The 12,333-nt window shown below is 72.1% G+C and carries 12 protein-coding genes; 7 read left to right on the top strand and 5 right to left on the bottom strand.

Features of this window, described 5'->3' with window-relative positions; all coding sequences use genetic code 11:
• Positions 1–19: 19 nt before the first annotated feature.
• From ACO2TI_RS05565 to ACO2TI_RS05575, 3 genes are all read right to left on the bottom strand, one after another.
• Positions 20–1,309: an NAD(P)/FAD-dependent oxidoreductase gene (locus ACO2TI_RS05565; RefSeq protein WP_423282572.1), complete on the bottom strand. Its 1,290-nt coding sequence runs from the start codon at positions 1,307–1,309 to the stop codon at positions 20–22.
• Between the two features lie 23 nt (positions 1,310–1,332).
• Positions 1,333–1,998 carry a haloacid dehalogenase type II gene (locus ACO2TI_RS05570; protein ID WP_423282574.1) on the bottom strand — a complete coding sequence of 222 codons (666 nt, stop codon included), beginning with the start codon at positions 1,996–1,998 and terminating at the stop codon, positions 1,333–1,335.
• Between the two features lie 183 nt (positions 1,999–2,181).
• Positions 2,182–3,663 carry an aldehyde dehydrogenase family protein gene (locus ACO2TI_RS05575; RefSeq protein ID WP_423282575.1) on the bottom strand — a complete coding sequence of 494 codons (1,482 nt, stop codon included), beginning with the start codon at positions 3,661–3,663 and terminating at the stop codon, positions 2,182–2,184.
• Between the two features lie 268 nt (positions 3,664–3,931).
• On the opposite strand from ACO2TI_RS05575, the gene ACO2TI_RS05580 reads away from it, so the two are divergent.
• The 7 genes from ACO2TI_RS05580 (at position 3,932) to ACO2TI_RS05610 (ending at position 10,828) form a co-directional block, all read left to right on the top strand.
• A complete protein-coding gene (locus tag ACO2TI_RS05580; protein WP_423282576.1) occupies positions 3,932–4,753 on the top strand; it encodes a GNAT family N-acetyltransferase in 822 nt (273 codons plus the stop codon).
• 110 nt (positions 4,754–4,863) lie between these two features.
• Positions 4,864–5,763 carry a 2-hydroxyacid dehydrogenase gene (locus tag ACO2TI_RS05585; protein ID WP_423282578.1) on the top strand — a complete coding sequence of 300 codons (900 nt, stop codon included), beginning with the start codon at positions 4,864–4,866 and terminating at the stop codon, positions 5,761–5,763.
• Between the two features lie 140 nt (positions 5,764–5,903).
• Positions 5,904–7,304, top strand: a complete 1,401-nt coding sequence (locus ACO2TI_RS05590) for an aspartate aminotransferase family protein (protein WP_423282579.1) — start codon at positions 5,904–5,906, stop codon at positions 7,302–7,304.
• Between the two features lie 45 nt (positions 7,305–7,349).
• Positions 7,350–7,847 (top strand): Lrp/AsnC family transcriptional regulator, encoded by a 498-nt coding sequence (locus tag ACO2TI_RS05595; RefSeq protein WP_423282580.1) that lies wholly within the window; start codon positions 7,350–7,352, stop codon positions 7,845–7,847.
• Positions 7,848–7,870: 23 nt separating this feature from the next.
• Positions 7,871–8,290: a (2Fe-2S)-binding protein gene (locus ACO2TI_RS05600; protein WP_423282581.1), complete on the top strand. Its 420-nt coding sequence runs from the start codon at positions 7,871–7,873 to the stop codon at positions 8,288–8,290.
• On the top strand, positions 8,287–9,684 hold the full coding sequence (locus ACO2TI_RS05605; RefSeq protein ID WP_423282583.1) for an FAD-dependent oxidoreductase: 1,398 nt from the start codon (positions 8,287–8,289) through the stop codon (positions 9,682–9,684). The genes ACO2TI_RS05600 and ACO2TI_RS05605 overlap by 4 nt, the downstream gene beginning before the upstream one ends.
• Positions 9,677–10,828, top strand: a complete 1,152-nt coding sequence (locus tag ACO2TI_RS05610; RefSeq protein ID WP_423282585.1) for an NAD(P)/FAD-dependent oxidoreductase — start codon at positions 9,677–9,679, stop codon at positions 10,826–10,828. Before ACO2TI_RS05605 ends, ACO2TI_RS05610 begins: the two co-directional genes overlap by 8 nt.
• A gap of 54 nt (positions 10,829–10,882) precedes the next feature.
• Here ACO2TI_RS05610 and ACO2TI_RS05615 read toward each other — a convergent pair whose 3' ends face one another.
• On the bottom strand, positions 10,883–11,929 hold the full coding sequence (locus ACO2TI_RS05615) for a PepSY-associated TM helix domain-containing protein (protein WP_423282586.1): 1,047 nt from the start codon (positions 11,927–11,929) through the stop codon (positions 10,883–10,885).
• On the bottom strand, positions 11,926–12,291 hold the full coding sequence (locus tag ACO2TI_RS05620; RefSeq protein WP_423282587.1) for a cupin domain-containing protein: 366 nt from the start codon (positions 12,289–12,291) through the stop codon (positions 11,926–11,928). The genes ACO2TI_RS05615 and ACO2TI_RS05620 overlap by 4 nt, the downstream gene beginning before the upstream one ends.
• Positions 12,292–12,333: the final 42 nt, after the last annotated feature.

Genomic DNA, 12,333 nt, shown 5'->3' on the forward strand with positions numbered 1-12,333 from the left:
CGAAACGAAAGATACGGCGTCAGCCGAGCTTGTCCTTGAGCCGGTAGTACAGACCCACCGCCGGCAGGAACCACGGCGGTCCGAAATGGCCGGGGATCGCTGGCCAGGCGCGGCCGGCCCAAGGATTGGCATCGCGTTCGCCGGACATCAGCGCCGCCATGCGTTCGCCCATGTGCACCGACATCTGCGTGCCGTGGCCGCTGTAGCCCATCGAGTAATACAGGCCGTCGCGCTCGCCGGCATGGGGCAGTCGGTCTTGCGTCATGTCGACCAGGCCGCCCCAGCAATAGTCGAGCCGCACCGCGCCGAGCTGCGGAAAGGTCTGCGCCAGGCCCTGGCGCAGGATCTCGCCGCTGGCGGCGTCGGACTGCGGGCTGGAGATCGCGAAGCGCGCGCGTCCGCCGAACACCAGGCGGTGGTCGGGCGTGAGGCGGAAGTAGTGGTGGATGTTGGCCACCGTCGTGTAGGTGCGGCGCGCGGCGAGCAGCGCCTGCGCGCGCTCTGCGCCGAGCGGCTCCGTGACGACGATGAAGCTGCCGATCGGAACGATCCGCCGGCGCAGCCAGCCGAACGTGCCGTAGCCGCCGTGGCGCGACGCGCCGGTGGCCAGCAGCACTTGGCCGGCGGTGAGGCTGCCGCGCGCGGTGTGCAGGCGGTGCGTGCGCCCGCCCAGGCGTTCGAGCCGCTTGACGCAGGCGTTCAGGTGGATGCCGGCGCCGCGCCGCTCGGCGGCGGCGGCCAGGCCATGCGAGAAGCGGCCCATGTGCATCTGCGCGCTGCGCTTGTAGAGCAGGCCGCCGTGGAAGCGCTCGCTTTGCACCTCGGCGCGCACGCGAGGCGCGTCGAACACCTCGACGTCGGTGTCGACGCCGTCGGCGACCAGGCGCTCGGCGCTGCGCGCCAGCGCCTCGAGCTGGCCGGGCCGCGTGGCCAGCTTGAGCTTGCCGTGGCGCAGGAAGTCGCAGTCGATGGCCTCGTCGCGCACGACGCGCGCGACGGTGTCGACCGCGTCGTCGTAGGCGCGGTACCAGGCCGCCGCCCGCTCGCGGCCGACCTTGGCGGCGACGTCGGCGTAGTCGACCGCGAGACCGTTGTTGACGTGGCCGCCGTTGCGCCCCGAGGCCTCGGCCGCGATGCGCGGTCCGGCTTCGAGCACCGCGACGCGGGCGCCGCGGCGCGCCAGCGCCAGCGCGGCCGACAGCCCGGTGAAGCCGCCGCCGACCACGGCCACGTCGACATGCGCCGGCAGCGCCTCGGCGGCGGGCGCGAAGGCCGGCGCCGAATCGGTCCAGTAGGCGTCGAGCTTCATCGCGGCTGGCGATTGCACAGGCGTCAGAGGCCGACCACGCCCGGCAGGCCGCCGATGTCCTGGATCTCGGTGTAGTTGTAGGCCGGGTTGCCGGGGCCGTGGCCGCGGTTGACGAAAACCTTGTGCTTGATGCCGATGTCGTCGGCCGACATCAGGTCGTAGCGCAGGCTCGACGAGACGTGCAGCACGTCTTCCGGGTTGCAGCCCAGCGAGTCGAGCATGTACTCGAAGGCCTGCAGGCGCGGCTTGTAGGCCTGGGCCTGCTGCGCGGTGTAGACGCGGTGGAAGGGCGCGCCGAGCATGGCGACGTTCTTCTGGATCTCGGCGTCCATCGCGTTGGACAGGATCACCAGCGGGATCTCCTTGGCCACCTTGGCCAGGCCGGCCGGCACGTCGTCGTGCGGGCCCCAGGTCGGCACCGCGGCGACGTAGCGCTGCGCCTCCTCGTCGAAGTACTGGATCTTCCACTTGCGGCACAGGCGGCGGATCGCGTTCTTCAGCACCACGTCGTAGGGCTTCCAGTCGCCCAGCACCTCGTCGAAACGGTAGGCCGCGAAGTCGAGGATGAACTGCTCCATCCGCTCGGCCGGGACGCGGTCGGCAAAGATGTCGCGCGTCATCTCGCGCATGCGAAAGCGCGTCAGCGTGCCGTAGCAGTCGAAGGTGATGTACTTGGGTCGGAAGGCCATTGCGAATCGTCCTAGGGGAAGGCCGCCGTCAGGCGACAAGACATGTCCGTGACAGGGTCATTGCAACATGGCGCCGCTGCACGGATGTGGGGTATTGGGCGCGCCGGGGCGCCGAAGCTGTGGTTTGCGATGGGCCAATCGGCATGCCATGCGGTGTGCCCAGTAGCCGTGCGCCGTTGCACCTCAATGCGTCGCCGCGAAGTCGACGAGCACGCTTTTGAAGCGCAGGTTGGCTTCCACCGCCTGGCGGCCCAGGTCCTTGCCGATGCCCGACTGGTGGTAGCCGCCGGTGGGGATCACGAAGTCGTTGCTGCGCCCGTAGCGGTTGATCCAGACGGTGCCGGCGCTGATGCCGCGCATCGCGCGCAGCGCGCGGCCGATGTCGGCGGTGTGCACGCCGGCGGCCAGGCCGTAGTGCTCATGCGCGGCCAGGGCGAGGCCTTCTTCCTCGTCGGCGAAGGTCTGGACGGTGAGCACCGGGCCGAAGATCTCTTCGCGCACCGCCGGGTTGGCGGCATCGACGCCGCCGAGAAGCGTCGGCTGGAAGAAGGCGCCGCCGGGGCCGCCGTCGTAGAGGCCGCCGCCGCAGCGCACCTCGGCGCCGGCCGCGCGCGCGCGCTCGACGATCTCGGCAATGCGCGCGGCCTGACCGCGCGAGACGATGGGTGGCAGCGTCGCCGTGTCGTCCCAGGTCGCGCCGGGGCGATGCTGCGCAAAGCGCGCAGCGATGCGCTCGACCAGGGCCTCGGCGATGCCACGCTGCACGATCAGCCGCGAGCCGGCCACGCACACCTGTCCGGCATTGCCGGTGATCGCCGTGGCGATCATGCCGGCCAGGCGCTCGAGGTCGGGCGCGTCGTCGAACACCAGCTGCGGACTCTTGCCGCCGAGCTCCAGCGTCACCGGTTTGGGGCCGTGCTGCGCGCACGAGGCCATGATGGCCGCGCCGGTGCGCGTCGAGCCGGTGAAGGTCATCTTCGAGATCAGCGGATGGGCGGTCAGCGCCTCGCCGGTCGTGCGGCCGTCGCCTTGCACGATGTTGAAGATGCCGGCCGGCACGCCGGCCTCGACAGCCAGCTCGGCCAGGCGCAGCGCCGAGAACGGCGTCAGCTCGGAGGGCTTGAGCACCACCGCGTTGCCGGCCGCGAGCGCCGCGCCGACCTTCCACGAGACCATCACCAGCGGGAAGTTCCACGGCGTGATCGCGCCGACCACGCCGTAGGGCTCGGCGATGACCATGCCGAGATGGTCGCTGCGCGTCGCGGCGACCTCGCCGCCGAGCTTGTCGGCGTACTCGGCGAAGAAGCGCAGCCCCTCGGCGGTGAACGGCACGTCCCAGGCGGCGGCGTCGCGCACCGGACGCGTCGAGCACACGGCTTCGAGCGGCGCGAGCCGAGCGACATCGGCCTCGACCAGTTCGGCCCAGCGCCGCATCACGCGGGCGCGTTCGCGCGGCGCGCGGCGCGCCCAGTCGCTCGTGCGCCAGGCGTTCCAGGCGTTGCGCACCGCCTCGTCGACCGCGGCGGCGTCGGCGATCGGCAGCTCGGCATGGACCTGCGCGTCGGAGGGGCGGCGCACCTCGATGCGCCCCGCGTCGGCCACCAGGCGGCCGCCGATGAAATGGCCCGAGGGCGCGGAGATCTGATCGGGCTGGAACACTTGCACTGGGCTTCCTCGGCGACGATGCGGGTGGCCGCATGCTAGGCAGCCTGACGCCGCATGTGCTGGCGTTGACGCGCGCGCGGCAGCATCGAAATGGCGAATCGCCCCCGTCCGGCAGACGATGGTTGCGAGTTGTGCCAGGCAGCAAGATCGTCCTAGCAAGGGCCGCTGCGACCTGTTCCAGTCGGTCGAAAAAGTTTGCGGAGAACCACGCTTGAGTCACCCTCGCCAATCACGCGCACCGGCTGCAGACGGCATCACGCTGCGGCCGATGACGGCTGCCGACCTGGAAGCCGCACACGCGCTCTCGGCCGAACTGCGCTGGCCGCACCGACCGGCCGACTGGGAACAGGTGTTCCGATTCGCCGAAGGCCTGGTCGCCGAACGCGACGGCGAGATCGTCGCGACCGGCCTGCGCTGGCGCTTCGGCGATCGCCACGCGACGATCGGCCTCGTGATCGTCGCGCCGGCCTGCCAGGGCCGACGCATCGGCCATCGCCTGATGACGGCCCTGCTCGAAGGCCTGGAAGACCACACCGTTCTGCTGCACGCCACGCCCGAGGGCCGCGGCCTCTACGAGCGCCTGGGCTTTGCGCGCACGGGCGAGCTGCGCCAACACCAGGGCACCGCGCTGCCGGCGCCGCTGGTCGCGCTCGACCCCGGCTGGCGGCTGCGCCCGGCCGGCCACAACGACGCGCAGGCGCTGCGCTTCCTCGACGCCGCCGCGCGCGGCATGCCGCGCGATGCGCTGGTCGACGAGCTGTTCGCAAGTGCCGAGGCCACCGTGGTGCTCGACCACGAGGAGCAGCCGCGCGGCTTCGCGATGCTGCGCCGCTTTGGCCGCGGCCACGCGATCGGCCCGGTGGTGGCGCCCGACGCGCAAAGCGCCAAGGCGCTGATCGCGCACCTGGCGGGCCTGTCGGCAGGGCGCTTCGTGCGCATCGACATCGACTTCGACAGCGGGCTGGCGGAGTGGCTCGAGGACCTGGGCCTGCTGCGCGTCGACGCGCCGACGACGATGGTGCGCGGCGCGCCGCTGGCGGTGTCGCCGCAGGTGCGACTGTTCGCGATTGCGACGCAGGCGGTGGGCTGATGCCGCGTTCGCGGGCGACCCCCTCACCCCAGCCCTCTCACCCTGGCGGGGGCGAGGGAGAGGCTCCCTCGCCCGCGATCCACAAGAGCTTCATCTACAAGGCCGACCCCGTGCGCGGCCTCGTCTGGGCCGACGTATTCGCGCAGCGCATGCCGGATCTCGCGTTTCGCCAATGGCCCGACGTCGGCGACCCGGCCCGGGTGCGCTTTCTTGCCGCCTGGGAACCGCCGCACGACCTCGCGCAGCGCTTCCCGAACCTGCAGGTGCTGTTCTCCACCGGCGCAGGCATCGACCAGTTCGACTTCGCTGCGCTGCCGAGCGCGCTGCCGGTCGTGCGCATGATCGAGCCAGGCATCGTGCAGGGCATGGTCGAGTACGTGATCTGGGCGGTGCTCGACCTGCATCGCGAGATGCCGCAGTACCAGCGCCAGCAGGCGCAGGGCGACTGGACGCCGCGCCCGGTGCGGCCGGCGCGCGAGCGGCGCGTCGGCGTGCTCGGCCTCGGATCGCTCGGCCAGGCGGTACTCGCGCGCTTGGTTCCGTTCGGCTTCGACTGCGCGGGCTGGAGCCGCTCGCGCCGCGATGTGCCCGGCGTGCGCTGCTTCGCCGGCGATGGCGAGCTCGCGGCCCTGCTCGAACGCAGCGACATCCTCGTGTGCCTGCTGCCGCTGACCGAGGCGACGCGCGGCTGCCTGAACGCATCGCTGTTCGATCGGCTGCCGCGCGGCGCCGCGCTGGTGCACGTGGGGCGCGGTGCGCAACTGGTCGAGCGCGACCTGCTCGCGGCGCTCGACGACGGCCGGGTTGGCGAGGCGGTGATCGACGTCACCGAGCCCGAGCCGCTGCCGCCGCTGCATCCGTTCTGGCGCCATCCGCGCATCCGGCTCACGCCGCACATCGCGAGCATGACCGCGCCTGAGAGCGCGGCCGAGGTCGTGATCGAGAACCTGCGGCGCTTCGAGGCCGGCGAGCCGATGCATGGCCTGGTCGATCGCGCGCGCGGTTACTGATCAGGCCTGCTGCACAACGTTGTGCCGAATCGCCGCACACAACCGCAGCCTGCTGCGTCGAGGCCCGCGAATGCAGCACCACTGTCGAGCACGGCCGTCCTAAGCTGGTGGCCATCAATGCAAAGCCTTCGCTCGTCGTCATGCTGACCACCACCCGTCCCGTCCACGATGAACTGATCGCGCTCGACCGCGCCCATCTGGTCCATCCCGTCGCGCCGTGGCGCAAGCACGAGCAGCGCGGCGCGACCGTGCTGGCGTCGGGCCGGGGCTCGTGGCTGGTCGACGACCAGGGCCACGAACTGCTCGACGCCTTTGCGGGCCTGTGGTGCGTGAACGTCGGCTACGGGCAGGAAAGCGTCGTGCAGGCCGCCGCCGAGCAGATGCGCAGCCTGCCCTACGCGACCGGCTACTTCCACTTCGCCAGCGAGCCGGCGATCCGTCTGGCCGCCAAGCTCGCCGAGATCACGCCGGCCTCGCTGACGCGCGCCTATCTCACGCTCGGCGGCTCGGAGGCGGTCGACGCGGCGGTGCGCTTCATCGTCCAGTACTACAACAACACCGGCCGGCCGACGAAGAAGCAGTTCATCGCGCTCGAGCGCGGCTACCACGGCTCGTCGTCGACCGGCGCCGGCCTCACCGCGCTGCCGGTCTTCCATCGCGGCTTCGACCTGCCGCTGCCGACGCAGCACTACATCGCCTCGCCGAATCCCTATCGCCATCCGAAGGGACACGATGCACAGGCCGTGATCGGCGACTCGGTCGCCGCGCTGCGCGCCAAGGTCGCCGAGCTCGGCGCCGACAACGTCGCGGCCTTCTTCTGCGAGCCGATCCAGGGCTCGGGCGGCGTGATCGTGCCGCCCAAGGGCTGGCTCAAGGCGATGCGCGACGCGGCGCGCGAGCTCGACATCCTGTTCGTCGTCGACGAGGTCATCACCGGCTTCGGCCGCACCGGCCCGATGTTCGCGTGCGAGGCCGAGCGTGTGGAGCCCGACCTGATGACGCTGGCCAAGGGCCTGACCGCGGGCTACGTGCCGATGGGCGCGACCATGCTGTCCGAGCAGGTCTACGCCGGCATCGCCGACGGCGCGCCGGCCGGCGCGCCGATCGGCCACGGCGCGACCTACTCGGCACATCCGGTCGCCGCGGCCGCCGCGCTCGAGGTGCTGCGCCTGTATGAAGAAGGCGGCGTGCTGGCCAACGGCCAGCGCGTGGCGGCGCACTTCGCGGCCGGGCTGGAGGGCTTGCGCGCGCACCCGCTGGTTGGCGATGCGCGCCACCGCGGCCTGCTCGGCGCGCTCGAGCTGGTGAGCGACAAGGCGAGCAAGCGCGGCTTCGACGCCTCGCTCGGACTCGCCGACCGCCTGTTCGACACCGGCTACCGAAACGGCCTGGTGTTCCGCTCGTTCGGCGACCACATCCTCGGCTTCGCGCCGGCGCTGACCTACACCGAGGCCGAGTTCGAGCAGATGTTCGCGCGGCTGAAGAAGACGCTCGACGACGTGCTCGCGGCACCCGAGGTGCGCGCGGCGCTCGCCGGCTGAAGGCCCGCCGCACAATCGCGGCATCCAGGCACCCTCTCGTTCGCCATGCCCGCCGAATCGCTCAAGATCGACCGACTCGACCTTCGCATCCTTGCCCAGCTGCAGAAGAACGGGCGCATGACCAACGTCGACCTCGCCGACGCGGTGGGCCTGTCGCCCAGCCCCTGCCTGATCCGCGTCAAGCGGCTCGAGCAGGCCGGCTACATCGCCGGCTACGGCGCCCACCTGCAACTCGAAAAGCTCGGCGACACGCTGACCGTGTTCACCGAAGTCACGCTGGCCGACCACCACCGCGAGGACTTCGTGCGCTTCGAGACGGCGATCCGCGGCGTCGACGAGATCCTCGAATGCCATCTCGTCAGCGGCGGCTACGACTACCTGCTGCGCTTCCTGACGCGCGGCGTGAACCACTACCAGGCGGTGATCGAAGACCTGCTCGAACGCAACATCGGCATCGAGAAGTACTTCAGCTACATCGTCATCAAGTCGCCGTTCATCAAGACCCACTACCCGATCGAGCGGCTGTTCCCCGTCGAGCGCTGACGCCGGCGCCCGCTCCGACTTTCATGCCATCGTCTTCTCCAGCGAACCCCGCCCGCTTCGTCCGTCTCGCCGAGACCGAGCGCCCCGAGATCACGCTGCGCATCGATGGCGAGCCCGCCACCGCGCTGCTCGGCGACACGTTGCTGGTCGCGCTGCTGCGCAACGGCCGGCGCGTGCGCGACAGCGAGTTCGGCGACGGCACGCGCGCGGGTTTTTGCCTGATGGGCGCGTGCCAGGACTGCTGGGTCTGGGGCGAGTCGGGCCAGCGCCTGCGCGCCTGCGCCACGCCGGTCGAGGCTGGCATGCAGGTGTTCACGCGCGTGCCCGCGCAGCAGTGGCCGATGACGCCGGACCTCATTGCGACGCTGGCGCGCGTCAAGAGCGCGACCGGGCAGGGTCGCGACGGGGGCCTCGATACCTCAGCCCGAACGGACTTGACATGAACGGCCAACCGCGCGTGATCATCGTCGGCGCCGGCCCCGCCGGTGTGCGCGCCGCGCAGGCCCTGGTGCAGGCCGGCGTGCGCCCCATCGTTGTCGACGAAGGCCGGCGCGACGGCGGCCAGGTCTACCGCCGCCAGCCCGAGGGCTTCAAGCGCCCCTACGCCAAGCTCTACGGCAGCGAGGCCGCCAAGGCGCATGCGCTGCACCGCGACTTCGACGCGCTGGGCCCGCAGCTCGACCATCGCAGCGAGACGCTGGCCTGGAACCTCAGCGCCGGCGAACTGCATGTCGTGCGCAACGACCAGGCGAGCGCGCTGCCGTTCGACGCGCTGATCGTCTGCTCGGGCGCGACCGACCGGCTGATGCCGGTGCCCGGCTGGCAGCGCGCCGGCTGCTACAGCCTCGGTGCTGCGCAGATCGCTTTGAAGGCGCAGGCCTGCGCGATCGGCTCGCGCGTCGTCTTCCTCGGCAGCGGGCCGCTGCTGTATCTCGTCGCCTCGCAGTACCTGGAGGCCGGCGCGCGCATCGAGGCGGTGCTGGACACCGCGCCCGCACGCAAGCGCTGGGCGGCGCTGCGCGGCCTGCTGGCGCGCCCGCGCCTCGCGCTGCGCGGCCTCGGTCTGATCGCCGGCCTGCGCCGCCGCGGCGTGACGGTGCTGCAGGGCGTGACGCCGCTGCGCATCGACGGCGACGATGTGCGCGGCGTCGAGGGCGTGGCGGTGCGCGACGCGCAGGGCCGCGAACAGCGCTTCGAATGCGACGCGGTCGGAATCGGCTGGCACCTGCGCGCCGAGACGCAGCTCGCCGACCTGGCGCGCTGCGAGTTCCAGTTCGAGCCGGTGAGCCGGCAGTGGCTGCCGCGCATCGACGCCGACGGCCGCAGCAGCACGCCGGGCGTCTACCTGGCCGGCGACGGCGCGCGCATCCTCGGCGCCGACGGTGCCGAGGCCGCCGGGCGGCTCGCCGCGCTGGCCGCGCTGGCCGACCTGGGGCATGCGCGCGGGCGCGCGCTCTACGAAGCCGAGGCGGCGCCGCTGCGCTCGACACTCGACCGCATGGAGCGCTTTCGCCAAGGTCTCGCGATGGCATTTCCCTGGCCGCACGAACAGGCGGCGACGCTACCCGACGACGCCATCGTCTGCCGCTGCGAGGCCGTCACCGCCGGCGAGCTGCGCCGCTGCGTCAGCGAACTCGACAGCCGCGAGCTCAACCGCGCCAAGGCCTTCAGCCGCGTCGGCATGGGCCGCTGCCAGGGCCGCTACTGCGGCCACGCGTCGGCCGAGATCGTTGCGTGGGCCTGCGGGCAGCCGGTCGAGCTGGTCGGGCGGCTGCGCACGCAAGCGCCGGTCAAGCCCTTGATGATGAACACGCGCGAGGCCGTGTCCCATGAGTGAGGTGATCGCAAGCGACGTGCTGGTCCTGGGCGGCGGCCTGATGGGCACGACCACCGCCTTCTTCCTGCGCCGCCAGCACCGGCGTTCGGTCACGCTGCTCGAGCGCGAGCTGGTCGGCCGTCAGGCCAGCGGCACCAACTTCGGCAACGTGCGCCGGCAGGGCCGCGCGCTCGAGCAGCTGCCGCTGGCGCACCGCGCGCGTGCTGTGTGGGGCCGCGTGCACGAGCTGCTTGGAGAGGACCTCGAGTTCGTGCCCTACGGCCACCTGCGCGCCTGCTACACCGAGCGGCAGGCGGCGGTGATCGAGCAGTACGCGCGCGACGCCAGGCCGCTGGGCCTCGATCTCGAACTCTTCAGCGCCGAGCAGCTGCGCCGGTGCTGGGGCATCTTCTCGCCCGAGGTGGTGGCCGGCTCGCTGTCGCCGAACGACGGCCATGCGAACCCGCGCCTCGCCGGTCCGGCGTTCGCGCGCGCGGCGCGCCGCGAAGGCGCCCACATCGTCGAGCACGCCGAGGTGCTGCACGTCGAGCGCGACGGCGCGGGCTTCACGGCGCACGTGGCCGACGGCCGCCGCTATCGCGCTGCGCAGCTGCTGGTGGCCTGCGGCGCCTGGTCCAACCGCATCGCCGCGCCGTTCGGCGAGGCGGTGCCGATGGACGCGCGCGGGCCGCAGATGGGCGTGACCGAACCGCTGCCGTATGCCATCGGCCCGTCGATCGGCGTGTCGACGCCGATCGAGACCGAGGGCCTGTACTTCCGCCAGATCACGCGCGGCAACATCGTCTTCGGCGGCGGACTCAAGGGCCCGGCCGATGCCGAGGCGATCCGTGCCTACGTGCGGCCCGACAACGTCTTGCGCCAGTTGCGCGAGCTGCGCCGCTTCGTGCCGGCGTTCGAGCATGTGCAGCTGATCCGGGTGTGGAGCGGCATCGAGGGCTACACCGCGGACTGGAAGCCGGTGATGGGGCCGAGCGCGCGCGTGCCGGGGCTGCACTACGCCTTCGGCTTCAACGGCGAGGGCTTTGCAATCAGTCCGGGCGTCGGCGAGGTGATGGCCGAGCTGATCGCCACCGGCACGACCAGCACGCCGATCGAGCCGTTCCACATCGGCCGCTTCGCGGCGGCGACCGCGGCGGCGGCCTGATTCGCGCCCTCTCCCGCGCGCGGGAGAGGGTTGGGGTGAGGGCGAGGACCGGCGCTAACCGCGCCGCGCGGCAGCGGCGTTCGCGCGCCAGCGCTGCACGCTGCCCGACAGTGCCATCCACAACAGCGCCAGCGCGAACAGCGTCCACAGCACGCGCACCGCCACCGCCGCGGCGACGCCCGCGGGGCCCGGCAGCCAGCCGGTGTGCAGCGGGTAGACGACGTTGAGGTAGCGCGCCGCAAGCGGCAGCTCGCGCCAGGTCGTCGTGCGCAGCACCGTGGCGTCGTCGGCGCGCAGGTAGACGTTGTTGAGGCCGTTGGGATGCCACTCGTCGCTGCGCAATCGCACGCGCACGATGCCGCCGTCGCCGGCGTACAGGCGCATCGGCTGCGCGCCGGGCAAGGCGCGCGTGGCCGCTTGCAGTGATTCGCCGAGCGTTGCCGGTGTCGTGCCTCGGGCTTGCGCGAGCTGTGGGGGCGGCGAGGGCGGCAGTTCGGCGGACCAGGCCGACAGCGCGGCGCGCGCCAGCTCCGGCCAGCGCAGCACGAAGCCGCTGGCCAGCATGCCCGCCAGCGGCAACACGACCGCGACACCGACGAACCGATGCCAGCGCCGCCACGGCGATCGCGCCGGCAGCGCGCGCACGCGCCACCAGATGCGCAGGCCCATGGCGATCAGCACCAGGCCGGCGAGCGCGGCGGCACGCAGGACCCAGGGGCCGACGTCGGCCTGCAGCAGGTGCTCGTGAAGATCGAGCACGCGAGCGCGCACATCGCGGCGATCCGTTTGCATCGAGAGCAGCGCGCCGCTGTCGGCATCCAGCTCGGCCCAAAGCCCTGGCGCGGCGAGATGCACGCGGATGGGCTGGCCCGCCCGGCGCGGAAGGTCGACGAGATCGGCCTGCGCACCCGGCTGCGTGCGCGCGAGTTCGGCGAGGCCGCGGTCCAGCGCCTGCGCCCATCGGGCCGGCGGCGGCAGTGTGCCGGGCGGCGTGGGCAGCGGCTGCAGCCACAGCAGCAGCGCGCCGCTCAGTGCCGACAGCGCGAACAGCGGCGCGAGGATCCAGCCCAGCCGGCGGTGCCAGCGATAGCTGTGCTTCACGCCTCGTCGGGCAGGCTGAACACCGCGTAGACCTTGCGCAGCGTCTCGCGGATCTCCCACACGCCGGTCGTGCGGGCCGGGAAGAACAGCGTGTCGCCGGCGCGGATTTCGAGCGGCGCGCCGCCGGTGGGCGTGAAGACGCAGGCGCCGGCGAGGATGTGCATCAGCTCGGCATTCGCGAGCTGGCGCTCGAAGCGGCCCGGCTCGCACTCCCACAAGCCGCTCTGGTTCTCGCCGGCGCCGGCGAGCGCGACGTCGATGCCGCGCATGCGGCACGGCGGCTGGCTCAGCGGGCGCAGCGGCGTGCCCTGGTCTTGCAGGCCGTCGATCGTGGCGGCCTGCTGGAGGATGGTGATGCTCATTGGACAGGCTCCGTGCTGCGCACTGCGGGATTCGCCTTTGGA

This window comes from Caldimonas sp. KR1-144 (assembly GCF_049446155.1).
Lineage (GTDB): Bacteria > Pseudomonadota > Gammaproteobacteria > Burkholderiales > Burkholderiaceae_C > Rivibacter.